Genomic DNA, 26,773 nt, shown 5'->3' on the forward strand with positions numbered 1-26,773 from the left:
TCTTCACTCGGCTTGTGACGGCTGCGATGTCACGGGCGGGGTCGAATCGCCTGCGCACAGCTGACGCCCGCTCGCACCGCGCCTTCGATCGTCGCCGGATACGGCCCCTCGACATAGTCCCCCGCCAACCAGATACCGCGCTGCGCGGTCTGCACGCCCGGGCGCGCCAGTTGCGGGCGGCAGGCGAAGGTGGCGCGTTTTTCGGTGATGGTGAGGATGTGCTCGGCGGGCGGCAGGCGGCGGTCGAGCAGGGCTTCGAGTTCGTTGTGAATCGCCAGTTCGACTTCGTGCTTGGGGATGTCCAGATGCGGGCCGCGGGCGCTGATGACGGCGGCAATGAGGCCGGCCGGGCCGCCGGTCTGGCCGCGGTCGAAGAACCATTGGGCGAGGCCGCCTTCGGCGCCGATCATGGCGGCGGGCAGGCGGACGCTGTCGTCGTATTGCAGGTAGGTGGTGAGGATCGGCTCGTAGGGCAGGGCCTTGATCGCGTCGACCAGCGGGGCGAGTGCGGCGAAGGGGGCGAGCAGATCGGGGGCGTGGTAGGGCGCGGTGGCGATCACGACATGGTCGAAACGGCGCGCCGACACCGGATCGCCATCAAGGCGATAGCGCGGGCCGTCGGCCTCGATCCGGGTGATCGCTTCTGTCACATAGACCTGCCCGCCGTTGCGACCGAGCCAGCGCGCGGCGGGTACCGGGAACAGCTCCGACAGGTCGACTTTCGAAATGAGCAGTTCGCAGGCCGAGGCGCCGGCGGCCAGGGTGTCGCGCAGGACGTTGGCGAAGACGCGCGCCGAGGCTTCGGCCACCGGGGTGTTGAGCGCGGCGACGCACAGCGGCTCCCACAGGAAGCGGCGCAGGCGTTCGGGCTGGGTGGCATTGTCGAGCAACTGGCTGACGGTGAGATGTACCGGCAGGCGGAAGCGCTGGGCCTTGAGGTGCTGGATGAAGCGCAGGCAGGCGCGCCGTTCGGACCAGTCCATGCCTTGGGCGCGCAGCAGGCCGACGGCCAGGTGCAGCGGGGCGGGCAGTGCGGCCGCCGTGAGGCGGAACTTGCCGGGGTAGTAGAGATCGAGCGGGGCGCTGTACAAGGCCGAGGGGCGTACACCGACATGGCGCAGCAGGCGCAGGGTCTCGGTGTAGGCGCCGATCAGCAGGTGCTGGCCGTTGTCGACCGCCAAGTCGTCCTTCTGGACCAGCCGGGCGCGCCCACCGAGCACCGCGGCGCGCTCGAAGACGGCGACTCGCGCGCCCTTGCGCACGAGTTCGACCGCGCAGGCCATGCCGGCATAGCCGCCGCCGATGATGGCGACCTGCGGGGCGTCGGGGCGGGCGGGTCGGACCATTCAGTATTTGAGCCAAGTGCGGGTGGCGATCCACAGCTTGCGCAGCGGGGTGAGCGCCGTGCGCCGGTCGAGCACCAGGAAGCCGTCGCGGGCGATTTCGTCGAGCAGGGTGCGGTAGATGGCGGCCATGATCAGGCCAGGGCGCTGGGCCTTGCGGTCGATGGCCGGCAACTGGGCCATGGCCTGCTCGTAGTAGCCGATGGCGCGCTCGGTCTGGAACTGCATGAGGGCGCGGAAGTTGTCGGAGTGGCGGCCTTCGAGGATGTCGGCGGCGGGTACGTTGAAGCGCTGCAGGTCTTCGATGGGCAGATAGATGCGCCCGCGCCGGGCGTCTTCGCCGACATCGCGGATGATGTTGGTGAGCTGGAAGGCGAGGCCCAGGTCGTGGGCGTACTTGAGCGTCTGGCGGTCCTGGTAGCCGAAGATCTCGGCAGCGAGCAGGCCGACCACGCTGGCGACGCGGTAGCAGTAGAGGCGCAGGTTCTTGAAGTCGAGGTAGCGCGTCTGGGTGAGGTCCATCTGCATGCCGTCGATGATTTCGAGCAGCTGTTCGTCGGGCAGGCTGACCCGCTGGCGCACGTCGGCCAGCGCGAGGCCGACCGGGTGGGTGGCTTCGCCGCGGTCGATGCGCTGCACTTCGGCGCGCCACCAGTCGAGCTTGCTGTGGGCGATGGAGGGGTCGTGGCATTCGTCGACGACATCGTCCACTTCGCGGCAAAAGGCGTACAGCGCCATGATGGCCTGCCGGCGTTCGAGCGGCAGGAAAAGGAAGCTGTAGTAGAAACTCGAACCGCTGGCCGCGGCCTTTTGCTGGCAGTACTCGTGGGGGGTCATCGTGTGTTCGCGGAGAAGTTGAGCGCAGCGAGGGCCAGCCCGGCGGCATCGCGCTTGCCGAGGGTGGGGCGGTGGCGGAAGACATCGTAGCCGACCGCTTCGATGCGCTGGAGGATACGCAGGCCGCCGAGGACGATCAACCGCAACTCCCAGCCGATGCGCCCGGGCAGGGCTTGCGCCAGCGGTGCGCCGCGGTGCATCAGCGCGCGGGCGCGGTCGACCTGAAAGCGCATCAGCGCCCGCCAGGCGTCGTCGACCCGCTGCTCGGCCAGGTGAGTGTCGGTGACGCCGTGGCGGCGCATGTCGTCGGCCGGCAGGTAGATGCGGGATTTTTGCCAGTCGATGGCTACGTCCTGCCAGAAGTTGATCAGCTGCAGGCTGGAGCAGATGGCGTCGGACATAGCCAAGTGCGCTTCGCTGTCGGCCCGGTACAGCCTCAGCAGCAGGCGGCCGACCGGGTTGGCGGAGCGGCGGCAGTAGTCGAGCAGTTCGGTGTAGTCGGCGTAGCGCGTCTTGACCACATCCTGGCTGAAGGCGTCGAGCAGGTCGCGGAAGGGCTGGAGCGGCAGATCGTGGGCCGCGATGTTGGCGGCGAGCCGGGTGAATATCGGGTCGTCGGTCGGTTCGCCTTGTTCGATGGTGTGCAGCGCGCGCCGGTAGTCGTCCAGCTGGGCCAGGCGTTCGGCCGGCGCGGCGTCGCCTTCGTCGGCGATGTCGTCGGCGCTGCGGGCGAAGGCATAGATGGCCTCGACCGGTTCGCGCAGTCGGGCAGGCAGCAGGAACGATGCGACGGGAAAATTCTCGTAGTGATCGACCGGCATGCCTGCACGCAGTGAGGAAAAGCTGGTGCGAGAGGAGGGACTCGAACCCTCACGCCGTTAGGCGCTGGAACCTAAATCCAGTGCGTCTACCAATTCCGCCACCCTCGCGAGGTGGTGCGCCGTTGCCGGCGCGCCGCGGATTATACACGCGGCGTGCTTCGGCGAACGTTCAACCGCGCAGCGCGGCGAGCAGGCCGTTGCGGGTGTCGCAGGCTTCGCTGCGCAGCAAGGACAGCTGATCGGTCGGGACGTTGCGGGTGGACGCTTCGAGCAGGGCCTGCTTGGACGATGCGCTGTAGCGCAGGAAGGGGTTGGGGGTTTCGGCGGACAGGCTGGCGAGAAAGAAGATGTCGCGCAATTCGGCCGGCGGCCATTGCCCGCCATAGGGGTCGCCTTCGTCGAAAATGGCGGTGACCGCCGGCGGCATGTCGAGGGCGGTCAGCAGCGCTCGGCTGACCGGCTCGTGCCACAGTCCGATGAATTCGCCCAGTCGGTTCAGATCTTTTTCCAGCTCGGGGTGGGCTGTCGAGCGGGCCAGCAGGTAGAACTGGCCGATGCTGGAGAGCATGCCGGCGAACAGGGCGGTGTCGGGGTCGCCGGTGCGCAGGTGGCGCGTGATGGCATACGACCAGGCGGCCACGTCGATGGTGTGCATCCACAGGCCGGAGGCCACCAGGCGGGCATCGGCGCTGCGCGCTTCGGCGGCCAGTTGTTCGGTGGCAACGGCATAGGCCAGCGAGCGGACGTTGACCAGACCGACCCGGCGAACCGCCTCGGCGATGGACGTGAAGGAGCGGCTGTAGGGGTTGAGGGCGACCGAGTTGGCCAGCCGGATGATGCGCGCGCTGAGCAGCGGGTCGGCCCGGATGACGCGGATGATGTCGTCGAGCGAGGCTTGGGCGTCGTCGCACACCCGCTTGATGCGGATGGTCAGATCCAGAAAGGTGGGAAACGTGAGCTGTCGGCTGGCCAGGTCGTGCTCGACCGTGCGGGAGAAGGCCTCGAGCGCGTTTTCAAACGGATCTTCGGACTGGATTTCAAGCGACGTGGACATGGCGAACCCCTATTCGGTGACGGCTGATGGTACCTGCGGCACAGGGATGCATCATGGCCGAATTAACGTCTGTCGCCAACCGGGCTTTAGCCCTGCGTCGGCGACTAGGGCGGCGCCGGACTACGCGTGCTCGTCGTTGTGGTTCTTGTGATCGCTGCGCCGCTTTTCCTTGCGGCATTCGTAGGTCAGCTTGGCGCTGCCGTCGGGCTGGACGGTTTCCACGCGGACCGTGAAGCCCCACAGGCGGGCCAGGTGCTTCATGACCTCTTCGACGTTCTTGCCCAGGGGGCGACGGTTGTAGGGTTGATAGCGCAGGGTGAGCGAGCGGTCGCCGCGAAAATCGACGTTCCACACCTGGATGTTGGGTTCGCGGCAGCCGAGGTTGTACTGGTTGGAGAGGCGCTCGCGCAGCTCGCGGTAGCCGCGTTCTTCATGGATGGCGGAGACGAAGAGCTTGTTCTTTTCGTCATCGTCCTGGACCGCGAACAGCTTGAAGGACCGCATCAGGCGTGGCGAGAGGAACTGGGCGATGAAGCTCTCGTCCTTGAAGTTGCGCATGGCGAAATCGAAGGTTTCGAGCCAGGGCGAGCCGGCGATGTCGGGGAACCACGCGCGATCTTCGTCGGTGGGGTGTTCGCAGATGCGCTTGATGTCCTGCCACATGGCGAAGCCGAGCGCGTACGGGTTGATGCCGTTGTACCAGGGGTCGTTGTAGTTGGGCTGGTACATCACGCTGGAGTGGCTGTGCAGGAACTCCATCATGAAGCTGTCGGCCAGCAGCCCCTCGTCGTAGAGCGTATTGAGCAGGGTGTAGTGCCAGAAACTGGCCCAGCCTTCGTTCATGACCTGGGTCTGGCGCTGCGGGAAGAAATACTGTGCCACCTTGCGCACGATGCGCACGATCTCGCGCTGCCAGGGTTCGAGCAGCGGGGCATGCTTTTCGATGAAATAGAGGATGTTTTCCTGTGGCTCGGGCGGGAAACGGGTGGGCTTCTTCTGTGTCTCTTCGGTCTCGCGTATCGGCAGCGTGCGCCACAGTTCGTTCACCTGGCTTTGCAGATAGCTTTCGCGTTCGCTCTGGCGGGCCTGCTCCTTGGCCAGCGAGAGCTTGGGCGGGCGCTTGTAGCGGTCGACGCCGACATTCATCAGGGCATGGCAGGAGTCGAGCAGCTCTTCGACGGCATCGACCCCATGGCGCTCTTCGCACTGCGCGATGTAGTTACGGGCGAAGATCAGGTAGTCGATGATCGCGTCCGGGCTGGTCCAGGTGCGGAACAGGTAGTTGCCCTTGAAGAAGGCGTTGTGGCCGTAGGCGGCATGGGCGATGACCAGCGCCTGCATGGTCATGGTGTTCTCTTCCATGAGATAGGCGATGCACGGATCGGAGTTGATCACGATCTCGTAGGCCAGGCCCATCTGGCCGCGCTTGTAGCGCTTTTCGGTGGCCAGGAACTGCTTGCCGAAACTCCAGTGATGGTAGTTGACGGGCATGCCCACCGCGGCATAGGCGTCCATCATCTGCTCGGAGGTGATCATCTCGATCTGCACCGGATAGGTGTCGAGCTTGTAGTCGGCCGCCACCCGGGCGATTTCCGTGTGGTACAGGCCGATCGCTTCGAAGGTCCATTCGGCGCCGCTGGGCAGTGTCTGGCGCTCGGTGACGGTCTCGCTCATACCGACTCCTTCTTGAACAGCTCGCGGAAGACCGGGTAGATGTCCTCATGCGATTCGATGCGCTGCAGGGCGAAATTCGGATGGCTCGCGGTCAGGCCTTCGTACTGACGCCACAGATTTTGTGCTTCGCCCGTGGTGATCTCGATGTAAGCAAAGTAGCGGCACAGGCCGAGCAGCTCTTCGTCGAGGATCTGGTAGCAGATGGGCGAGTCGTTGTCCCAGTTGTCGCCGTCCGAGGCCTGGGCGCCATAGACGTTCCAGGCGCCGGGCGGATAGCGGTCGCGCACGATGTCGGTCATCAGGCGCAGCGCGCTGGAGACGACGGTGCCGCCGGATTCCCGGGAGTGGAAGAACTCGTCTTCGTTCACTTCCTTGGCGATGGTGTGGTGGCGGATGAACACCACGTCGATGTGTTCGTAGTTCCGGCGCAGGAACAGGTAGAGCAGCATGAAAAAGCGCTTGGCGGTGGCCTTTTTTTGCTCGTCCATCGAGCCGGAGACGTCCATCACGCAGAACATGACCGCCTGGGTGATGGGCTTGGGGATGCGGATGCGGTTGTTGTAGCGCAGATCGAAGCTGTCGATGAAGGGGATGGCTTCGATGCGGATCAACAAGCGCGAGCGCTCTTCGCGCAATTCACGCAACTCATCGACATGGTTCGAGGCGTCTTCCTCGAACGCCGCGATCTGTTCGTCGATCTCGCGGACCCGCGCGGCCAGCGGCGCGCCCAGCGCCTTGCGGCGGCCGAGGGCGCCGCGCAGCGAGCGCACCACGTTGATGTTGGTTGGCACCCCGTCGGAAGTGAAGCCGGCGCGCTGGGTCTTGAACTCGGTCAGCTTGGCCAGCTCAGTACGCACCAGGTTGGGCAGGGCGAGGTCGTCGAAGAAGACATCGAGGAACTCGTCGCGAGAGAGCTGGAAGACGAAATCGTCTTCGCTCTCGCCCTCGTTCGAGGCGCCACCACCGCTTCCGCCGCCACCCCCGCCGCCGAGCGGGCGGTCGATGGCATCGCCGGAGGCGAATCGATCATTGCCGGTGAATACCTGCTCCCACACGCCTTCACGCCCATGCTGAAAGCTCGGCTCGGACAGATCTTTGGCAGGGATCGAGATTTCCTCGCCACTTTCGAGATCGCGAATCGAGCGCCCGTCGATGGCGTCGGCGACGGCACGGCGAATCTGCCGCTTGAAGCGGCGCATGAAGCGCTGCCGGTTGGCGGTGCTCTTCTTCTTGCTGTCGAAACGTCGGTCGATGATCCGGACCATCGTCCTCCCCTTTTGAACGCAGCAGATGGCCCGCCGTCGGAGGACGGCGGCTCATCGGATTACGAGGATTTGCGGACGCGCAGATACCACTCGCACAGCAGACGCACCTGCTTCTCGGTGTAGCCCTTTTCGATCATGCGGTTGACGAAATCCTGGTGCTTGCGCTGTTCGTCGGCGCTGGCCTTGGCGTTGAAGCTGATGACCGGCAGCAGGTCCTCGGTGTTGGAGAACATCTTCTTCTCGATCACCGCGCGCAGCTTCTCGTAGCTGGTCCAGCTCGGATTCTTGCCGGCGTTCTGGGCGCGGGCACGCAGCACGAAGTTGACCACCTCGTTGCGGAAGTCTTTCGGGTTGCTGATGCCGGCCGGCTTCTCGATCTTCTCGAGTTCGTCGTTCAGGGCATTGCGATCGAGGATCTCACCGGTGTTCGGATCGCGGAATTCCTGGTCCTGGATCCAGAAGTCGGCATAGGTGACATAGCGGTCGAAGATGTTCTGACCGTACTCGGAGTAGCTCTCGAGGTAGGCGGTCTGGATTTCCTTGCCGATGAACTCCGCGTAGTGCGCCGCCAGGAACTCCTTGATGAAGGCGCGGTAGCGATCTTCGACCTCCTGCGGAAACTGCTCCTGTTCGATCTGCTGTTCGAGCACATACATGAGGTGCACCGGGTTGGCGGCGACTTCACGGTGGTCGAAGTTGAAGACGCGCGACAACACCTTGAAGGCAAAGCGCGTCGACAGCCCGCTCATGCCTTCATTGACGCCGGCGTAGTCGCGATACTCCTGGTAGGACTTGGCCTTGGGGTCGGTGTCCTTGAGGCTTTCGCCGTCGTAGATGCGCATCTTCGAATAGATGCTGGAATTCTCCGGATCCTTGAGGCGCGACAGGATGGCGAACTGCGCCATCATGCGCAGCGTGTCCGGCGCGCAGGGCGCCTGCGACAGCGAGCTCTCGCGCAGCAGCTTCTCGTAGATGCGGATCTCGTCCGATACCCGCAGGCAATAGGGCACCTTGACGGTGTAGATACGGTCGAGGAAGGCTTCGTTGTTCTTGTTGTTCTTGAAGGCGGCCCATTCCGACTCGTTCGAGTGGGCCATGATGATGCCGTCGAAGGGAATCGCGCCGAAGCCTTCGGTGCCCTTGTAGTTGCCTTCCTGGGTGGCGGTCAGCAGCGGGTGCAGCACCTTGATCGGCGCCTTGAACATCTCGACGAACTCGAGCAGGCCACGGTTGGCCAGGCACAGGCCGCCGGAATAGCTGTAGGCATCCGGATCGTCCTGCGAGTGCGCTTCGAGCTTGCGGATGTCGACCTTGCCGACCAGCGAGGAGATGTCCTGGTTGTTCTCGTCGCCGGGCTCGGTCTTGGCAACGGCGATCTGGCGCAGCACCGACGGGCGCAGCTTGACCACCCGAAACTTGGTGATGTCGCCGCCGAACTCGTGCAGGCGCTTGACCGCCCACGGACTCATGATGGAGTTCAGGTAGCGCGTCGGGATGCCGAAGTCGTCTTCCAGCAGCTTGCCGTCTTCCTCGGGCTTGAACAGACCGAGCGGCGACTCGTGCACCGGCGAGTCCTTGATCGCGTAGAACGGCACATGCTCCATCAGCGCCTTGAGCCGCTCGGCCAGCGACGATTTGCCGCCGCCGACCGGCCCGAGCAGATAGAGGATCTGCTTCTTCTCCTCCAGCCCCTGCGCCGCGTGGCGGAAGTAGGAGACGATGTTCTCGATCGCCTCTTCCATCCCGTAGAACTCGGGGAAGGCCGGATAGCGCTTGAGCATCTTGTTGGAAAAGATCCGTGACAGCCGGGGATCGTCGCGGGTGTCGACAAACTCCGGCTCGCCGATTGCCATCAGCAGGCGCTCGGCCGCTGTCGCATAGGCGCCGGGGTCGCTGCGGCACAGTTCGAGGTAGTCCTGAAGCGACATCTCTTCTTCGCGTGTCGCTTCAAACCGGGCTTGATAGGCGTTGAAGATGCTCATTTCAGGTCTCCTGCTGTGTACCACTGTTGCGGTGCGGTGGGGTGCCGGTCGATCGCGACAGGGCTGCCCTCAGTATGGCTAACGGCAGCGTCGTTTGCAGCTTGATGCCATCAGCGTGGCATTTAGTTTCCGCGTTTCCATGGTTCTGAGGAGGAAATGAGTCACGGGGTTCCCCGTTTGTTCCGGCTTTTTCAGGGTTTCTTGTGACCGTGTCGTGGTGCTGCCGCGGCCGGCCGCGAGCGTCTGTCGACGATGCACAGATCTTGCGAACCCCTGTGATAAACTTACCGTTTGTCTTCACTCAACGTAGCGTGCGCGCAGGGCCAAAGGGCCGCAGCGCGCCGGTCATTAAGTCGGGAATGTTCATGCAAACCAACCAGGAAACCACCAACGCCCTCGAACGCCGCATCGACATCACGGTTGCCAAGGAGGCCGTCGAGCAGGAAGTTCAGGCACGACTCAAGCACCTCGGTCGCACCGTGAAAATGCCGGGCTTCCGTCCTGGAAAGGTGCCGCTCAAGATGATCGAGCAGAACTACGGCGGTCAGGCGCGCTCCGAAGCCATCGGCACGGCGCTTGAGAAGGCCTTTGCACAGAAGGTGCAGGAAGAGAAGCTGCGCGTGGCCGGCCAGCCGCGCATCGAGCCGAAAGTCGACGCGGGCGAGGGCGTGATGGCCTTTACCGCCGTGTTCGAGGTGTACCCGGAGATCACCCTGGGCGATGTGAGCGACAAGGCCATCGAGCGCCCGGTGCTGAGCGTCGGCGACGCGGAAATCGACAAGACCATCGACGTGCTGCGCAAGCAGCGCACCGAGTATGAAACGGTCGAGCGTGCCGCGGCCGCCGACGACCGCGTGGTGATCGATTTCACCGGCCGCAAGGATGGCGAGGTGTTCGAAGGCGGTCAGGCCACCGACTTCCCGTTCGTGATCGGCGCCGGCAGCATGCTCAAGGATTTCGAAGAAGCGGTCGACGGCCTCAAGGCCGGTGAGACCAAGACCTTCAACATGACCTTCCCCGAGGACTACCACGCGGCGAATCTCGCCGGCCAGACCGTCGAGTTCGAGATCACGGTCAAGGAAGTCGGCGCGGCCAAGCTGCCCGAGATCGATGCCGAGTTCGCCAAGTCGCTCGGCGTGGCCGACGGCGACGTCGCCAAGATGCGTGACGAAGTCAAAGCCAACCTGGAGCGCGAAGTCAGCCGCCGCATCAAGTCGCGCATCAAGGAGCAGGCCATGGACGCGCTGCTCGCGGCGAACCCGATCGACGTGCCCAAGGCGCTGGTCTCCCGCGAAGCCGAGCAGCTGGCCGAAAACGCCCGCCGCGACATGGAAGCGCGCGGCATGCAGACCAAGGACTTGCCGGTGTCTGCCGACTGGTTCACCGAGCAGGCCGAGCGCCGCGTCAAGCTGGGTCTGGTGCTCGCCGAGCTGGTCAGCGCCAAGGATCTGCACGCCAAGCCCGAGCAGATCCGCGGCCTGATCGAAGATTTCGCTCAGAGCTACGAAGATCCGAAGGAAGTCATCGACTGGTACTACAGCCAGCCGCAGCGCATGGCTCAGGCCGAAGCGCTGGTGATCGAAGAGAATGCGGTTGACTGGGTGCTCAGCAACGCCAAGACTGAAGACAAGGCTGTCGGCTTTGACGAACTCATGGGCGCTACGGCATGATCAACGTCGGGCACCCGACAACACAACATTCGGCCACGACAATGATCAGTGATTGGAATCCCGTCGGCCTCGGCTTGGTGCCGATGGTCATCGAGCAAAGCGGTCGCGGCGAGCGCGCCTACGACATCTACTCGCGCCTGCTCAAGGAGCGTGTGGTGTTTCTGGTGGGGCCGGTCAATGATGTGACCGCCAACCTGATCGTGGCGCAGATGCTCTTCCTTGAGTCCGAGAATCCGGACAAGGACATCTATTTCTACATCAATTCGCCGGGCGGGTCGGTGACCGCCGGCATGGCGATCTATGACACCATGCAGTTCGTCAAGCCGAATGTCAGCACGCTGTGCATCGGCCAGGCGGCCAGCATGGGCGCCTTTCTGCTGGCGGCGGGGGCCAAGGGCAAGCGGTACTGCCTGCCCAACTCCCGCGTCATGATCCACCAGCCGTTGGGTGGTTTCCAGGGGCAGGCATCGGACATCGAGATCCACGCACGGGAAATCCTGACCTTGCGCGGGCGCCTCAATGCCATGCTGGCCAATCACACCGGTCAGAGCATCGAGCAGGTCGAGCGTGACACCGATCGCGACAATTTCATGTCGGCAGAAGAGGCGACGCGCTACGGTATCGTCGACAAGGTTCTGACCAGCCGGGCCGATACGGCCTGAGCGCCAACGAGAGAGTGTTATGACAGAGAAGAAAACGGGCGGCGAAAAGCTCCTGTACTGCTCGTTTTGCGGCAAGAGCCAGCATGAAGTGCGCAAGCTCATTGCCGGCCCGTCCGTTTTCATCTGCGATGAGTGCATCGAGTTGTGCAACGACATCATCCGCGATGAACTGGCGGGTGACCACGGCAGCGACGAGAGCCGAACCGATCTTCCCACGCCGCTGGAGATCTTCGAGATCCTCAACCAGTACGTGGTCGGTCAGTCGAAGGCCAAGCGGATTCTGGCCGTGGCGGTCTACAACCACTACAAGCGCCTGAAGCATCTCGAAGCCACCAAGGACGATGTCGAGCTGGCCAAGAGCAACATCCTGCTCGTCGGCCCGACCGGTTCGGGCAAGACGCTGTTGGCCCAGACCCTCGCCCGCTTGCTGAACGTGCCCTTCGTGATGGCCGATGCCACCACGCTGACCGAAGCAGGCTATGTTGGCGAAGATGTCGAAAACATCATCCAGAAGCTGCTGCAAAAGTGCGATTACGATGTCGACAAGGCCCAGCGCGGCATTGTTTACATTGACGAAATCGACAAGATCTCGCGCAAGTCCGACAACCCCTCGATCACCCGCGACGTGTCGGGTGAGGGCGTGCAGCAGGCCTTGCTCAAGCTGATCGAAGGCACGGTGGCCGCCGTGCCGCCGCAGGGCGGACGCAAGCATCCCAACCAGGACTTCGTCCAGATCGACACCACCAATATCCTGTTCATTTGCGGTGGGGCGTTCGATGGGCTGGAGCGGGTGATTCGCGATCGCACCGAGCAGGCCGGCATCGGCTTCGGTGCCGAAGTGCGTAGCCGCGAAGGCAAGCCGGCGTCCGAGACGCTGCTGCAGGTCGAGCCGGAAGATCTGGTCAAGTTCGGCCTGATTCCCGAGTTCGTCGGTCGACTGCCGGTGGTGGCAAGCCTGCAGGAACTCGACGAGGAAGCATTGGTCAAGATCCTCACCGAGCCGAAGAACGCCCTGGTCAAGCAGTACGCCAAGCTGTTCTCCATGGAAGGCGTCGATCTGGAGTTCCGCGAAGCCGCGCTGCGTGCCATTGCACGTCGTGCCCTGAAGCGGAAGACCGGTGCCCGGGGATTGCGCTCCATTCTCGAAGCAACACTGCTTGACGTGATGTACGACTTGCCGACGATGGAAAATGTCGAAAAGATCGTGATCGACGAAGGTGCCATCGAAGGCAGTGCCCAACCGATTCTGATTTTTGCGGATCAGCAGAAGGTCGCAGGCTCCAACTGATTTCGGGGTTGCTGTCTTGAATTTGAATTACGGGCCCCCATCTGGGCCCGTGATCCCTTTCTGAAGGAAAAATCATGTCTGGCACCCAGGAGTTGCCGCAGGCGCAGATGGAGCTTCCGCTCCTGCCTCTGCGTGATGTGGTGGTCTTCCCCCACATGGTGATCCCGTTGTTCGTGGGACGCCCAAAGTCAATCAAAGCGCTCGAAATGGCCATGGAAGGCGCCAAGAGCATTCTGCTTGTCGCCCAGAAATCCGCGGCCCAGGATGAGCCGGGGGCGGAGGATCTTTACGACACGGGTTGTGTCGCCAATATCCTGCAGATGCTCAAGCTGCCCGACGGCACCATCAAGGTGCTGGTCGAGGGCGTTCAGCGCGCCCATCTGGATTCGGTGATGGATCTCGACGGTGTGTTCACCGCCAAGGCGACACCGATTCCCGTGCGTGAAGTGGCTTCGCACGAAGTCGAGGCCATGCGCCGCGCGATCATCGCCCAGTTCGATCAGTACGTGAAACTGAACAAGAAGATCCCGCCGGAGATCCTCACCTCGCTGGGCGGCATCGAGGAGCCCGGGCGGCTTGCCGATACCATCGCCGCGCACCTGCCGCTCAAGCTCGAGCAGAAGCAGGAAGTACTCGAGATGTTCGATGCTGCAGAGCGCCTTGAGCGCCTGCTGACCCAGCTTGAGTCTGAGCTCGATATCCTGCAGGTGGAAAAGCGCATCCGCGGGCGCGTCAAGCGCCAGATGGAGAAATCCCAGCGCGAGTACTACCTGAACGAGCAGGTCAAGGCGATCCAGAAGGAGTTGGGCGAGGGCGAAGACGGCGCCGATCTCGAAGAGCTCGATCGCAAGATCAAGTCCGCCGGGATGAGCAAAGAGGCGGTCACCAAAGCGAACAGCGAATTGAAGAAGCTGCGCCTGATGTCGCCCATGTCGGCCGAGGCGACGGTAGTGCGCAACTACATCGAGACGCTCATCGGCCTGCCGTGGAAGAAGCGTTCGCGCATCCACAAGGATCTGCAAGATGCTGAGAAGGTGCTCGACAAGGAGCACTACGGTCTTGAAAAGGTCAAAGAACGCATCGTCGAGTATCTGGCGGTCCAGCAGCGTGTCGACAAGCTCAAGGCGCCGATCCTCTGCCTGGTCGGCCCTCCGGGCGTTGGCAAGACCTCTCTGGGGCAGTCGATCGCGCGGGCGACCAACCGGAAGTTCGTGCGCATGTCGCTCGGCGGTGTGCGCGATGAGGCCGAGATCCGGGGCCATCGCCGCACCTACATCGGTTCCATGCCGGGCAAGATCCTGCAGAACATGACCAAGGTGGCCGTGCGCAATCCCTTGTTCCTCCTCGACGAAGTCGACAAGATGGGGCAGGACTTCCGCGGCGACCCGTCATCGGCGCTGCTCGAAGTGCTCGATCCCGAGCAGAATTCGACCTTTGTCGATCACTACGTCGAGGTCGAATACGATCTGTCCGACGTCATGTTCGTGGCCACTGCCAACACGCTGAACATCCCGGCCGCGCTGCTCGACCGGATGGAAGTGATCCGCCTGTCCGGGTACACGGAAGACGAGAAGGTCAATATCGCGCAGCGTTATCTGGTGCCGAAGCAGTTGAGCGCCAACGGCCTGAAGAAGACTGAAGTGTCGATCACCGAAGATGCCCTGCGTGACACCATTCGCTACTACACCCGCGAGGCGGGTGTGCGCAGCCTCGAGCGGGAAGTCTCCAAGATTTGCCGCAAGGTGGTGCGCGCCTTGGTGCTGCGCAAGCGGTCGACGAAAATCGTCGTCAACAACAAGAATCTCGACAAGTATCTGGGCGTTCGCCGTTACAACTTCGGCGTGGCCGAGAAGGAAAACCAGATCGGCCAGGTGACGGGGCTGGCGTGGACCGAAGTCGGCGGCGAGTTGCTGACCGTCGAAGCCGTGGTGCTGCCGGGCAAGGGCAAGGTGGTCAATACCGGCAAGCTGGGCGAGGTGATGCAGGAGTCGATCCAGGCGGCCTTGTCGGTGGTTCGCCGCCGGGCGCGTTCCTTGGGCATTGCCGAGGACTTCTATCAGAAGAGCGATCTGCACATCCACTTGCCGGAAGGTGCGATTCCGAAAGACGGTCCGTCCGCCGGCGGGGCGATCACCACCGCCATGGTGTCCGCGCTGACCGGGATTCCAGTGCGTTGCGATGTGGCCATGACCGGCGAGATCACGCTGCGCGGCGAAGTGCTGCCGATCGGCGGTCTCAAGGAAAAGCTGCTGGCTGCGGTCCGCGGTGGCATCAAGAAGGCGCTGATCCCTGAAGAGAACGTCAAGGATCTGTCCGAGATGCCGGACAACATCAAGAATGCGCTGGAGATCGTGCCGGTACGCTGGATCGATCAGGTGCTCGAGCATGCGCTGGAGCGCCGGCCGGAGCCCCTGCCGCCGGCCTCGGCCGACGGAAGTTCCAGCGTGCCGGAGGCTGAAAAGCCTGCCGACGCCAAGAACCTCCGGGCGCACTGAACGTCCGATGCAGACAAAACGGCCGCTTTGCGGCCGTTTTGTCGTGCACGATCACGCTGCACCGCGGCTTGACAGTCGCAAAAAGCCCACGCTATAAAACCCCTGCGTTACCCGCTTGCACTTCCGCCAAACCGCGCCGCCATGGGCGAAGATACGGTCGTTGCTCACACCGAAGAACGAAAGGGGACATCCGTGAATAAATCCGAACTGATCGATCAAATTGCCGATGAGGCAGATCTGTCCAAAGCGGCAGCGGGTCGGGCGCTGGACGCTACGATCGGGGCCGTTTCTAAAGCGTTGAAAAAGGGCGGTACGGTAACACTCGTTGGATTCGGCACGTTCTATGTGGGCAAACGCGCGGCCCGCACCGGGCGCAATCCGCGCACCGGCGCAGCGATCAAGATCAAGTCGGCCAAGGTGCCGAAGTTCCGCGCTGGCAAAGCCCTGAAAGATACAGTAAACTAGCGCGTTTTCGGGCGTCAGCGCCCGGGCGCGGGTGCTTAGCTCAGTTGGTAGAGCGTCGCCCTTACAAGGCGAATGTCGGCGGTTCGAGCCCGTCAGCACCCACCAGCGCGCAGCGGAGTGGTAGTTCAGTTGGTTAGAATACCGGCCTGTCACGCCGGGGGTCGCGGGTTCGAGCCCCGTCCACTCCGCCAGACCGACCAAAAGGCGAGCATTGTGTTCGCCTTTTTTTTGATCTGTTCGCTGGCGCGATATCATCCGCCTTTCAACGCTCTACTTGGCTATCCACATGTTTGAGGCAGTTCGAAACAACAAGCGCGTCGCGCAAGTCATCCTGGTCCTGATTTCGGTCACTTTCGGGTTCTTCGGCATCGAGTCCTATCTCAGCGATCGAGGCGCGGCCGGCGAGGTCGCGACCGTCGGCGGCTCGCCGATCTCGACCTACGAGTTCGAGCAGGCCCTGAGGGAACAGCAGGACAGAATCCGGGCCAGCAGCGAAACGCCGGTCGATTCGGCGACCTTCGAAGATCCGCTGTTCCGGCGCGCCGTGCTCGACAACCTGGTCAATCAGCGTTTGCTTTCCTTGTTTGCGAGCGAGCATCGGATGTCGGTATCGGATGCGCAGCTGCGCGAAACGATCGCGAACATTCCGGCGTTTCAGGATGACGGGCAGTTCTCCAATGCCCGCTATCAGGCCGTGCTGCGTAGCCAGGGGATGAACGAGCTGGGCTTCCAGGAGCGTCTCCGGGGCGAGCTGGCCTATCAGCAGGTGCTCAGCGCGATGGGCGAGGCCTCGCTGGTGCCCCGATCCGCCGTGATGCGCGTGCTGTCGGCCCAACTCGAAGAGCGGACCGTGCACATGGTTCGCTTCGAGCCGGCGGCCTATCTGTCCTCGGTCGAGGTGTCTGCCGATGCGCTCAAGGCGCACTATGAAGCCAACAAGGCCTCGTATGCCGTGCCTGCACGGGTCAAAGTGGCCTACGTCGTGTTGAGCGCCGATTCGCTCAAGGACCAGGTCACGGTCTCCGACGACGAGCTGCGTGCCGAGTATGAGCAGACAAAGGCCACCCTGGGTTCGCCGGAAGAGCGCAAGGCTCGGCACATTCTGGTTCAGGTGGCAGCAGATGCTTCGGAAGCGGACGTGGCTGCCGCCAAACAGAAGGCGGAGGGCCTGCTGGCGCAGATCAAGGCCGATCCGTCGCGCTTTGCCGAACTGGCCAAGTCGGCATCGGACGATCCGGGCTCCGCGGCCAACGGCGGCGATCTGGGTTTCTTCGCCCGTGGCGCCATGCTGAAGCCTTTCGAGGATGCGGCCTTTGCGCTGCAGGTCGGCGAAGTGAGCGGTTTGGTACGCTCCGATTTCGGCTTCCATATCATCCGCGTGGATGAAATCCGCAAGGCCACCATCCCGACCTTCGAAGAGGCCCGGCCGCGTATCGAAGCCGCGGTTCGGGAGCGCGCCGCCAGTCGTCGGTTTGCCGAGTCGGCCGAGCAGTTTGCCAACCTCGTGTATGAGCAGCCTGATTCGCTCGAGCCGGCGGCAAATCAGTTTGGTCTCAAGGTCCGCACCACGGACGACTGGGTCGAGCAAGGCGCTACCACGCTGGCAGGATTTGAGTCGCCGGCTTTGGTGGAGGCGGTGTTTTCGCCCGCAGCAATCACGGACAAGCACAACACCGATGCGATCGACGTGGGCAACAATACGATTGTCGCCGCACGCGTTACGGCCCATGAACCAGCGCGGCAGCGCGACTTTGATGAAGTGAAATCGGAGGTCGAATCGCAGCTGCGCCAGAAACTGGCGGCCGAGGCGGCGGCGCAGGCAGGGGCGGCGCAATTGGCCGCCCTCGAAAAGGGCGACAAGCCGGCGCTGAAATGGGGCGAGCCCATCAAGCTCCAGCGCGGCCTGCCCATGTTGCCGCCAAATGCCATGGCCGCAGTGTTTGCCGTGTCGTCGGAGAAAGTGCCGGGCTACACCGGAGTGGCAGTGCCGGGGGCAGGGTATGCCTTGTTCCGTGTCGATGCCGTGAAAAAGACCGAGCTGTCGGAGACCGATCCGCGGATCGCGACGGTGTCGGGGCAGTATGCGCAACTGATGGGGGCGCAGGATCTGCGCGCGTTCCTGACGACCCTGCGTGAGCAATATCCGGTCAAGATCAATGCAGCGGCCTTGGCTACCGACTCCAATGGTTGAGTGATAGCGCCCCGGCGCTTGCCCGTATCGTCAAAAAAAGGCCTCCTCGTCGGGGGCCTTTTTCTTTGCTGCATGTCGTCAGACGGTGCTTCGGGGCAAAAAAACCGCAGCGCTAGGCTGCGGTTGTCGGCCTGTCCAGGCGGTGTTCAGCCCTGGTCGGGGTTGCCGAGGGCGGTTGTATTGAAGCCGCCATCCACGTACATGATTTCCCCGGTGATGCCACTGGCCAGGTCGGAACACAGGAACGCTGCCGCGTTGCCGACCTCGTCGATGGTGACGTTGCGCCGCAGGGGTGCGTTGCGTTCGTTGAACGAGAGCAGCTTGCCGAAGCTGCCGATGCCCGAGGCCGCCAGGGTCTTGATCGGGCCGGCGGAAACTGCGTTGACGCGCGTGCCTTCGGGGCCCAGACAGGCCGCCAGATAGCGGACCGAGGCTTCCAGGCTGGCCTTGGCCAGGCCCATGATGTTGTAGTTCGGCATGGTGCGCACCGCGCCGAGGTAGGACAAGGTGAGCAGGGAGCCGTTGCGTCCGGCCATCAAGGGGCGTGCCGCCTTGGCCATGGCCGGGAAGCTGTAGGCGCTGATCTCCTGGGAGATGCGGAAGGCTTCGCGCGAGAGACCTTCGAGGAAGTCGCCTTCCAATGCATCGCTGGGCGCGTAGGCGATCGAATGCACGACGCTGTCGATGCCGCCCCAGGCATCGCCGATCTGCGAGAACAAGTCGTCAACCTGCGAGTCTTCCTGAACATCGCAAGGCAGAATGAGTTGGCTACCGAAGTCGGCGGCGAGTTTGCTGACGCGTTCCTGGAAACGGTCGTTCTGATAGGCGAATGCCAATTCTGCGCCTTCGCGGTGCATCGCACGGGCGACGCCATAGGCAATCGACCGATTGCTGAGCAAGCCCGTGACCAGAATCCGTTTACCTGCGAGAAGCCCCATTTTTTCCAAATCTCCATTGAGCCAATCGCCGAATTATAGCCGAAGCGACAACGCCGGAGGCATGCCGCCGCAGGTGGATGCCTGTCGGACGCCGCTTCGGCTAAACTGCCGCCCATGCTCGCTCGTTTGCGCAAGTTGCGCCTTGCCTTCCTGAATACGCTGCGCCGTGCCGGTTTTGCCGCAGGCCATGCCTTTCCGGCCAGGTGCTTGGCGGCACGCACGACGGTCGTGCGGCGAGCGCTCCTGACCGGTTTGGCGGGTGTGCTGTTGTCCGGCTGTGGCAGCGCCTGGAACGACCCGTATCCGGCCGCCGAGTCTGGCAAGAACATCCTCTATTCGGCCTTCACCAACCGCCCCAAACACCTTGATCCGGTGCAGTCGTATTCCGAGGACGAGGCGACGTTTCTGTATCAGATCTACGAGCCGCCTCTGCAGTATCACTATCTGAAGCGGCCCTACGAGGTGATTCCGGGGGCTGCGGCGAAGATGCCGACGCTGTTGCGCTACGGCCGTGACGGCAACCGGCTGGCGGACGATGCGCCAGCCACCGATGTTGCGTATTCGGTGTATGAGGTCCACATTCGGCCGGGCATCCTCTATCAGCCGCATCCCGCGTTTGCGACGGATGCGCAGGGTCGGCCGGCCTACGCACCCTTGCCGGACGGCTTGATCGACCGCGTTGCCACGATCCCGGATTTTCCGAAGACCGGCACCCGCGAGCTGGTCGCCGCCGATTTCGTCTATCAGCTCAAGCGACTGGCGCATCCTCGCCTGCATTCGCCGATTTTCGAGTTGATGAGTGGCTACATCCGGGGGCTCAAGCCCTTGCATCAGGCGCTTGATGCCGCTGCGAAGGCGGTGGGGCCCGATGCCTGGATCGATCTCGACGCGTTCCCCCTCGAGGGCGTCGAGGTCGTCGATCGCTATACCTACCGGATCCGTATCGAAGGTGCCTATCCCCAGCTCTCTTACTGGATGACGATGCCGTTCTTCGCACCAGTGCCGCGCGAGGTGGATCGCTTTTACGCGCAGCCCGGCATGGCGGAAAAGAACCTGAGCCTGGATTGGTGGCCTGTCGGCACCGGGCCCTACATGCTGGTCGAGAACGATCCGAACGCGCGCATGGTGCTGGAGCGCAATCCCAATTTCCGCGGTGAGCTCTACCCGTGCGAAGCGACCGACGACGATGCGGCGGCGGGGCTGACGGCCGATTGCGGAAAAACAATTCCGTTCATCGATCGCGCGGTGTTCTCGCGCGAGAAAGAGAGCATCCCCTACTGGAACAAGTTCCTCCAGGGCTACTACGACGCCTCCGGCCTGTCGTCCGACAACTTCGATCAAGCGGTCCAGATGGGCGGCGAGGGCGAGGTGAGCCTGAGCGAGGACATGCGCGAGCGCGGCATCAGCTTGTCGACCTCGGTGTCGCCAACGGTGATGTACCTCGGTTTCAACATGCTCGACCCGGTGGTCGGTGGCGCCAGCGAGCGTGCACGCAAGCTGCGCCTGGCCTTGTCGATCGCCATCGATCAGGAGGAGTTCATCTCGGTGTTCCTCAATGGCCGGGGGTCGCCGGCCATGCATCCGGTACCGCCCGGCATTTTCGGGCATGAAGCCGGCAAGGCCGGGATCAACCCGATGGTTTACGACTGGGTCGATGGCGAACCGGTGCGCAAGCCGGTGTCGGAGGCGCGCCGCCTGCTGACCGAAGCCGGCTATCCCGACGGGCGCGACGCCAAGACGGGCGAGCCGCTGGTGATCCATCTGGATACCACCTCGTCGGGCCTAGGCCAGAAATCCTATGTGGACTGGCTGACCAAGCAGCTGAAAAAGATCGACTTGCAACTGGTGGTGCGCGGCACCGACTGGAACCGCTTGCAGGACAAGCTGCGCAAGGGCAACGCCCAGATGTTCTTCATGGGCTGGAACGCCGACTATCCGGACCCGGAGAATTTCTATTTCCTGCTCTACGGTCCGCAGGGGCGGGTGGCCACGCAGGGGGAGAACGCCGCGAACTATACGAACGCCGAGTTCGACCGCTTGTTCGAGACCATGAAGGTGATGCCGAACGGCCCCGAACGACTGGCGGTGATCCGCAAGATGAACCGGATTTTGCAGCATGATGCCCCGTGGATCTGGGGCTTCCACCAAAAGGCCTTCGTCCTGCAGCATGGCTGGTTGAAGAACCGCAAGCCCGGTGCCATCGTGCGCAACACGCTCAAGTATCAGCGCATCGATGTCACGCTGCGCAGTGCCCAGCGCGCCGCGTGGAACCGGCCGGTGCTCTGGCCGCTGGCCTTGATCGCGGGACTGCTGGTGATGCTGGTGTGGCCGATGGTGCGGCGCTATCGCCTGCATGAGCGCCAGACTGTGCGTGTGAGCGAAGCGGGGGAGGGATAAGCATGTGGGCCTACCTGGTACGACGCCTGCTCTATGCACTGCCGATCCTGATCGGCGTGAACCTGATCACCTTTGCCCTCTTTTTCGTGGTCAACACGCCGGACGACGTCGCCCGCATGCAGCTGGGGGTCAAACGGGTCACGCCGGACGCCATCGAACGCTGGAAGGCCGAGCGCGGCTACGACAAGCCGCTGTTCTTCAATGCGCAAGCCGAGGGCGGTGAAAAGCTGACCGACACCATCTTTTTCGACAAGTCGGTACGCATGTTCGCGCTGGACTTCGGTGCGGCCGACGACGGGCGGAACATCTCACGGGAGATCCGCCAGCGCATGGGGCCGTCGCTGGCGATTGCCGTGCCTACCTTCGTACTCGGCCTCTTCGTCACGGTCAGCTTCGCGCTGATGCTGGTGTTCTTCCGCGCCACCGCGCTGGATTTCTGGGGCGTGGTGGCGTGTGTGGCGATGATGTCGATCTCCAGCCTGTTTTACATCATCGGCGGGCAGTGGCTGATTTCGAAAGTGTGGCACCTGGTGCCGATATCGGGTTACGACGGTGGTCTGGATGCTCCGCGCTTTCTGGCCTTGCCGGTCATCCTGGGGGTGCTGGCCGGCGTTGGAAGCAGCACGCGCTGGTATCGCACCATTTTTCTGGAAGAAATCTCGCGCGACTATGTGCGCACCGCGCGCGCCAAAGGTGTTTCCGAGCTGGTGGTGCTGTTCCGGCATGTGCTCAAGAACGCCATGATTCCCATCCTCACCGGCGTGGTGGTGGTCATCCCGCTGCTGTTCATGGGGAGCCTGATCATCGAGTCGTTTTTTGGTATTCCGGGGCTGGGTAGCTACACCATCGATGCGATTCAGTCGCAGGATTTCTCGGTCGTGCGGGCCATGGTGTTCATCGGCTCGGTGCTCTACATCATCGGCCTGATGCTGACGGACCTGTCCTACACCCTGGTCGATCCGCGGGTGAGGTTCGAATGATCGAGCACGGCTTCCAACCGGTCGTCTTGTGGACCGACGCGTGCTTTTTTGCGCTCTTCGTGGCCGGCATCATCGGCGGGGTCCATGCCTATCGGAGCCCCCACTTGCGGCGATCATGGCGACGGGTCGGCGAGCGCCCGGTCGGCATGGCGGCGCTGGTGATTCTCGTCGCCTTCCTGGTCATCGGCGTACTCGACAGCCTGCACTTTCGCGCGGCTTTGCCGCCTGCGGTGGGGCAGACGGAGGCGATCTACGCCACCGAGGTGAACAGTGTGCTGGACATGCTCATGCAGCGTCAGCGCAGCAATGTCGAGCGCACCTACTCCGCCCCGCTGGCCACGCACGCCTATGTCAAGGAGACGGTCGAACTCCCCGGCGGGGAGCAACGCCGGGACTTCCCCCGACTCAAGCATGGCGGTGCACATCTCGACGATCCCGTCGACGACCATGCTTCCGATATCGTCGCGCGGCTCGTTCGCGGCGCAGCGGCAGGTGTCGTGGTGTCGGTTGCGATGGGGCTGCTGCTCGGTGTCTTGACCGGGGGGCTCAAGCAGTTGATTCGCGGGCAGACGCCACTGGCCTGGCGCGCCGCCTGGGTCACGGCATCGATCATTGCCCTCTGCGCGGGCATGCTGGTGTCGCTGGCACAGGGCTATCACATCTTCGGCACCGACAAGGTGGGCCAGGACGTGTTCTACCTCACGCTGAAAAGCGTGCGGACCGCGTTGATGATCGGCACGCTCACGACCCTGGTGACCTTGCCGCTGGCCATTGCCCTGGGGATTCTCGCTGGCTACTTCGGCGGCTGGGTGGACGACGCCATCCAGTATCTATACACCGTGCTCAACTCGATCCCGGGGGTTCTGCTGATCGCTGCCGCCGTGCTCATGATGCAGGTGTTCATCGAGAACCACCCCGAATGGTTCGCGACCGCCGCCGAGCGCTCGGATGCCCGGCTGCTCGCCTTGTGCATCATCCTCGGCGTGACCAGCTGGACCGGCCTGTGCCGGCTGCTTCGCGGCGAAACCCTCAAACTGCGCGAACTCGAGTACGTGCAGGCGGCGCGAGCCTTCGGTGTGCCCACCGTGCGGATATTGCTGCGCCATGTTCTGCCCAACCTCATGCACATCGTGATCATCGCGCTGGTCATGGATTTTTCGGGGCTGGTGCTGGCCGAGGCCGTGCTGTCGTATGTCGGCATCGGGGTCGACCCGACCATGGCCAGCTTCGGGACGCTGATCAACGCGGCGCGGATGGAGCTGGCGCGCGATCCGATGGTGTGGTGGTCGCTGGTGTCTGCCTTCGTGTTCATGTTCGTGCTGGTGCTCGCCGCCAACCTGCTGGCCGACGTGGTGCGCGATGCCTTCGATCCACGAGGTGTCTAGCCTTCAGCCTTGCCGGAAATCCATGGCAACCGGCGTCCAAGGAGCAAGTCAGTGACGATCAAGTGCCCCAAGTGCGGCCATGCTCAGGCAGCTGCCGCACAGTGTGAGTCGTGCGGCGTTTTCTTCGAGAAATACGCTCAGTATCTGGCCGAGAAAGAGGTCATGGCATCGTCGGAGTACAGGAGCCGTCCAGTGCGCCCGTCGTCCAGCGAAGCCGGCTTTCCGCTGATCAAGGCCGCGGGGGTGGCGCTGGTCGTGATCATCGGTGCCGTGCTCGTTCTGCGGCCCGATGCCACCGAGGCGCCTGTGCAGGCGGCGCAGGTCGCCACGCCGTCGGCCACATCCAGCGAACCGAAGGAAGGGCTCGCCGGCAAACTCGGCAAATCCCATCCGCCCGGCAACCCGATCGAAGCCGCCCGCAACGCCACGGTCTTCATCCAGACGCCGTGGGGCAACCTGGGGTCAGGATTCATCATGAGCGCCGATTGCCTGGTCGTGACCAATCGCCACGTCCTCCATTTCGACAGCGCAGGGGCCTTGCGGGCCGCTCAGCAGTCCCCTGCGATCGCCATGGAGTTCCGGCGCCGGCAGGCCGAGCTGCAGCAGGATCTCAAGGATCTGTTGGAAAAGTACCGAGAAGAAACCCGCCGCAGCGGGAAGGGCAGTGGCGCCGCACTCACGCTCAAACTCAAGATCGACGCGGTGCAGGAAGACCTCCGAACGCTTCCCGAATCTGTTCGTGAGCACATCAATGCCGAGATCAGCAAGACCGAACTCTACGCCCGTACCGCCACCTACAAGGTGTCGCTGGTCGACGGCACGACCTTCGATGTCAATCAGATCCGCTATGTCGAAGAGCGCGACCTGGCCACCTTCCGCCTCCCGGCCAGCCACTGCCCCTACATCAAGCGCGGCCGAAGCGAACAGCTGCGCCAAGGCGAGCGGCTATACACCGTCGGCAGCCCCTCCGGGCTGACCTATACCGTCACCGCAGGCATCTTCTCCGGCTACCGCCAGGAAGGCGATCGCCGCTATCTGCAAACCGACGCCCCCATCAACCCGGGCAACAGCGGCGGACCGCTGATCACCGAGTCCGGCGATGTGGTGGGGGTCAATACCGCCATCCTGATGGGAACGCAGGGGATCGGGTTTGCGATTCCGGTGGAGGATGTGCCGGGGCTGTGACGCTATTGGTATGTCTGACCGGCGGCTGGGCTTTACGGCCTGACGGAAAGGCACATACGACGATGCTTCAAATCGAAGACAGATGTTCGTCGATCGCGCGCTGTCCGTCCGCGTCCAGCTGCGGTCTGATGACGCCGTACCAAGCGTGCAGTTGCGCATCGTCCAGATGGGATCGCAGTAGCGGTAGCGATTTACGCAGAAATTCGGGAAAGAACGGTAATCCGTAATTCCACAAGATCTGGGAATCTGTGGACGAGACCGTCGAGTAGCAGCTACGCAGCCACGCAAGGTGCGGTTCGCAGGCCTCGAATTCTCCGGCTTGCTCCAGCGCTGACAGAAATGCCGTGCGCAAGCGCGGCGCCGGCATTTCGCGTGCCTGCGCATTGATGGTCTCGGCGCGATCGAACCAGGCCTGGCCTCGCACCAACTGGCCGGCCATGACAGAGGTCGTGGCCAGTTGCAAGGCGTTCTGGGCCGTAGGCAGGCGTTCATAGAGCTGAAGAAATGCGTCGTAGGCTTCAGACCAGCGTTTCAGCTCACTCAGAGCAAGAGCGCACAGATTCACTGCATCCGTGCTGACATGGGTGTCCGGGTGTGTTCGATAGCCTTCCGCCAAGGCAAGTGCGGTTGCGGAATTTCCGGCCTGTAGTGCGGCAAGCGCCGGTTGCAGCGCCTCGGGGGTTGGTCGATCCATTGACGACTTCGCCGAATCGTCGGTTACTTCTTCTGGCGCCGTGCGCTCGGCGTCGTGCAGATAAGCCATCAACCGGGCATAGTCTTCCGGTGAGATTTGCCAGTACTTGAAGATGTCCTCATCATGCGACTTGACCTTTCCTTCGCTGGAGCGCAAGGACGAGACGTGCTGCAGCGTGAGCCAGAACGCCGAAGCGTCGCCTTCGAGCTTGTGTCCCTTGATTTTCAACGTAGACCATGTCGAGGCCAACGGTGTGGCTTGCAAGCGATCTGCGCGCGGCATCGTCATGAGCGAAGAGACGCCGTCGTTTTCGATCAATCGCCGGATGTCTTCGGGCGGCGTGGCACCTAGAAAAACCTCACCACCGGCCTCGTCGATGGCCCATGCCTTGCGTGTCTCGCTGAAGGGCTTCAGCGCCCGATCCCGAGCCAGGAGGATCGACAGCCCGCCGAGAACGAGAAGCTCAAGCGCCCAGATCAGGCTGCTGGCGAATGCCGAGAACTCGCTTGGGTCGGCCGCAGCCCGAGCAACACCGTAGTCCCAGAGGAATTTGAGCGCAGACAGCGGATCGGACAGCGCAAATTCGGTGGCGGTAGAAACGCTCATCGCACGAAAAAAGACCAACCAGCGGACCCAGTAGGCGAAGAGCACCAATACGACGGCAACGACGATATTGAATCGCGGCGAGCGGGAGTGTGTTTTCTCAAGAAGTGTGGTGATGGTCACTGCACACGCAGCAGTGAAGATCAGCGTCGCCAGCGGTGCGAAAAAGGCCGGCGGATCAAGAATCAGGACATTGGCGTATGCCCAGGAAAAAAAGGCGATCAGCGGTACGCCAAAAACGGCGATCCGCCAAAGCCGAAACGCATTGACTCGGCCGCTCGGCGTGTAGGTGCTCAGAGGCTGCATAGTCGATCCGGGCAGGAATGTGCTGTCGGGAGGGGAGGGGAGGGCCGGGTCAGGGTTCCGATTGATCAGGCGAGCGCTGCCAGAACGTATTGCCATAGTCACCGCCGAGCGCGGGCATGACCTCACCCGCCTTGAACCAGCGGCGGCTACCGGTCAGGGCCGGAGTGAACCACCAGTCGGCTTCGGGGCCGGGTTGGCCGGCGGGGACGTTCGGGCGGTGGGTTGCTGTATCGGCTTCCGGTTCGGCGCTGTCGGCTTCGTCGTCGCTGTCTGCCTTACCGCATATACACGAACTCGTCGTATGTCTGTTTTTTGGCCCTCGCGTCTATGGTGGCTCGGAGCGCTAGAGGAAGGGAGCGCTCCAAATTCTGCCGAATTTCTGCTGTAGAACTGCTCGGCAGAGTCGGCGACGATGAGCCTGTCAGAAATTTTGTGTTTGAGGCATACCATGTGAGCAAGGAGCATGTATGCCAAGAAAGACCAGCAAGAAGAGCACTGCGGCGGCGCTGCCGTCCATCCCGAAAGAGCTGATCGATGG

19 protein-coding genes and 3 tRNA genes are annotated in these 26,773 nt (G+C 63.0%); 12 read left to right on the forward strand and 10 right to left on the reverse strand.

All coding sequences use genetic code 11. The features are described 5' to 3' along the window. Window positions 1–29: 29 nt before the first annotated feature. The 8 genes from hpnE to I8J34_RS09630 form a co-directional block, all read right to left on the reverse strand. Entirely contained in the window at window positions 30–1,346 is a 1,317-nt protein-coding gene (gene hpnE, locus I8J34_RS09595) for a hydroxysqualene dehydroxylase HpnE (protein ID WP_214361174.1), read from the reverse strand. Beyond that, on the reverse strand, window positions 1,347–2,180 hold the full coding sequence (gene hpnD, locus I8J34_RS09600; RefSeq protein WP_214361175.1) for a presqualene diphosphate synthase HpnD: 834 nt from the start codon (window positions 2,178–2,180) through the stop codon (window positions 1,347–1,349). Further along, the gene (gene hpnC, locus I8J34_RS09605) at window positions 2,177–3,001 is read right to left on the reverse strand and encodes a squalene synthase HpnC (protein ID WP_214361176.1); all 825 of its coding nucleotides are present in this window, start codon (window positions 2,999–3,001) and stop codon (window positions 2,177–2,179) included. Before hpnC ends, hpnD begins: the two co-directional genes overlap by 4 nt. A gap of 23 nt (window positions 3,002–3,024) precedes the next feature. Continuing rightward, a tRNA-Leu gene (locus I8J34_RS09610) sits at window positions 3,025–3,109 on the reverse strand. Between the two features lie 61 nt (window positions 3,110–3,170). Further along, the gene (locus tag I8J34_RS09615; protein ID WP_214361177.1) at window positions 3,171–4,055 is read right to left on the reverse strand and encodes an HDOD domain-containing protein; all 885 of its coding nucleotides are present in this window, start codon (window positions 4,053–4,055) and stop codon (window positions 3,171–3,173) included. A gap of 120 nt (window positions 4,056–4,175) precedes the next feature. Beyond that, window positions 4,176–5,729 carry a SpoVR family protein gene (locus I8J34_RS09620; RefSeq protein WP_214361178.1) on the reverse strand — a complete coding sequence of 518 codons (1,554 nt, stop codon included), beginning with the start codon at window positions 5,727–5,729 and terminating at the stop codon, window positions 4,176–4,178. Then, window positions 5,726–6,994, reverse strand: coding sequence for a YeaH/YhbH family protein (locus I8J34_RS09625; protein ID WP_214361179.1), 1,269 nt, complete (start codon window positions 6,992–6,994; stop codon window positions 5,726–5,728). Before I8J34_RS09625 ends, I8J34_RS09620 begins: the two co-directional genes overlap by 4 nt. A gap of 59 nt (window positions 6,995–7,053) precedes the next feature. After that, entirely contained in the window at window positions 7,054–8,976 is a 1,923-nt protein-coding gene (locus I8J34_RS09630; RefSeq protein WP_214361180.1) for a PrkA family serine protein kinase, read from the reverse strand. A 365-nt stretch (window positions 8,977–9,341) separates the two neighbouring features. Between I8J34_RS09630 and tig the strand changes: the two genes are divergently transcribed. The 8 genes from tig to I8J34_RS09670 all read left to right on the forward strand — a co-directional run bounded on the left by tig (window position 9,342) and on the right by I8J34_RS09670 (window position 17,747). Continuing rightward, window positions 9,342–10,646 (forward strand): trigger factor, encoded by a 1,305-nt coding sequence (tig, locus tag I8J34_RS09635; RefSeq protein ID WP_214361181.1) that lies wholly within the window; start codon window positions 9,342–9,344, stop codon window positions 10,644–10,646. A 41-nt stretch (window positions 10,647–10,687) separates the two neighbouring features. Then, window positions 10,688–11,308, forward strand: a complete 621-nt coding sequence (gene clpP, locus I8J34_RS09640) for an ATP-dependent Clp endopeptidase proteolytic subunit ClpP (RefSeq protein ID WP_214361182.1) — start codon at window positions 10,688–10,690, stop codon at window positions 11,306–11,308. Window positions 11,309–11,327: 19 nt separating this feature from the next. Continuing rightward, window positions 11,328–12,596 carry an ATP-dependent Clp protease ATP-binding subunit ClpX gene (gene clpX, locus I8J34_RS09645; RefSeq protein ID WP_214361183.1) on the forward strand — a complete coding sequence of 423 codons (1,269 nt, stop codon included), beginning with the start codon at window positions 11,328–11,330 and terminating at the stop codon, window positions 12,594–12,596. 74 nt (window positions 12,597–12,670) lie between these two features. Continuing rightward, window positions 12,671–15,091 carry an endopeptidase La gene (lon, locus tag I8J34_RS09650; RefSeq protein WP_214361184.1) on the forward strand — a complete coding sequence of 807 codons (2,421 nt, stop codon included), beginning with the start codon at window positions 12,671–12,673 and terminating at the stop codon, window positions 15,089–15,091. A gap of 102 nt (window positions 15,092–15,193) precedes the next feature. Next, window positions 15,194–15,556 carry an HU family DNA-binding protein gene (locus I8J34_RS09655; RefSeq protein WP_255553124.1) on the forward strand — a complete coding sequence of 121 codons (363 nt, stop codon included), beginning with the start codon at window positions 15,194–15,196 and terminating at the stop codon, window positions 15,554–15,556. 29 nt (window positions 15,557–15,585) lie between these two features. Continuing rightward, window positions 15,586–15,661 (forward strand) — tRNA-Val (locus tag I8J34_RS09660). Window positions 15,662–15,670: 9 nt separating this feature from the next. Then, window positions 15,671–15,747 (forward strand) — tRNA-Asp (locus tag I8J34_RS09665). Window positions 15,748–15,842: 95 nt separating this feature from the next. After that, window positions 15,843–17,747 carry a SurA N-terminal domain-containing protein gene (locus I8J34_RS09670; RefSeq protein ID WP_214361186.1) on the forward strand — a complete coding sequence of 635 codons (1,905 nt, stop codon included), beginning with the start codon at window positions 15,843–15,845 and terminating at the stop codon, window positions 17,745–17,747. Window positions 17,748–17,893: 146 nt separating this feature from the next. Here the strand turns inward: I8J34_RS09670 and I8J34_RS09675 are convergent, their stop codons facing one another. Continuing rightward, on the reverse strand, window positions 17,894–18,685 hold the full coding sequence (locus tag I8J34_RS09675) for an enoyl-ACP reductase FabI (protein WP_214361187.1): 792 nt from the start codon (window positions 18,683–18,685) through the stop codon (window positions 17,894–17,896). Between the two features lie 114 nt (window positions 18,686–18,799). Here I8J34_RS09675 and I8J34_RS09680 point away from each other — a divergent pair, with 114 nt between their 5' ends. The 4 genes from I8J34_RS09680 to I8J34_RS09695 all read left to right on the forward strand — a co-directional run bounded on the left by I8J34_RS09680 (window position 18,800) and on the right by I8J34_RS09695 (window position 24,632). Continuing rightward, window positions 18,800–21,082 (forward strand): ABC transporter substrate-binding protein, encoded by a 2,283-nt coding sequence (locus tag I8J34_RS09680; protein ID WP_214361188.1) that lies wholly within the window; start codon window positions 18,800–18,802, stop codon window positions 21,080–21,082. A 2-nt stretch (window positions 21,083–21,084) separates the two neighbouring features. Next, the gene (locus tag I8J34_RS09685) at window positions 21,085–22,062 is read left to right on the forward strand and encodes an ABC transporter permease (protein ID WP_214361189.1); all 978 of its coding nucleotides are present in this window, start codon (window positions 21,085–21,087) and stop codon (window positions 22,060–22,062) included. Beyond that, window positions 22,059–23,447 (forward strand): ABC transporter permease, encoded by a 1,389-nt coding sequence (locus I8J34_RS09690; protein WP_214361190.1) that lies wholly within the window; start codon window positions 22,059–22,061, stop codon window positions 23,445–23,447. The genes I8J34_RS09685 and I8J34_RS09690 overlap by 4 nt, the downstream gene beginning before the upstream one ends. A gap of 192 nt (window positions 23,448–23,639) precedes the next feature. Beyond that, window positions 23,640–24,632, forward strand: coding sequence for a trypsin-like peptidase domain-containing protein (locus I8J34_RS09695; protein ID WP_214361191.1), 993 nt, complete (start codon window positions 23,640–23,642; stop codon window positions 24,630–24,632). Between the two features lie 67 nt (window positions 24,633–24,699). On the opposite strand, the gene I8J34_RS09700 is transcribed toward I8J34_RS09695, so the two are convergent. Continuing rightward, entirely contained in the window at window positions 24,700–26,235 is a 1,536-nt protein-coding gene (locus I8J34_RS09700) for a hypothetical protein (RefSeq protein ID WP_214361192.1), read from the reverse strand. Between the last annotated feature and the right edge of the window lie 538 nt (window positions 26,236–26,773).

Source organism: Denitromonas iodatirespirans (assembly GCF_018524365.1).
Lineage (GTDB): Bacteria > Pseudomonadota > Gammaproteobacteria > Burkholderiales > Rhodocyclaceae > Nitrogeniibacter > Nitrogeniibacter iodatirespirans.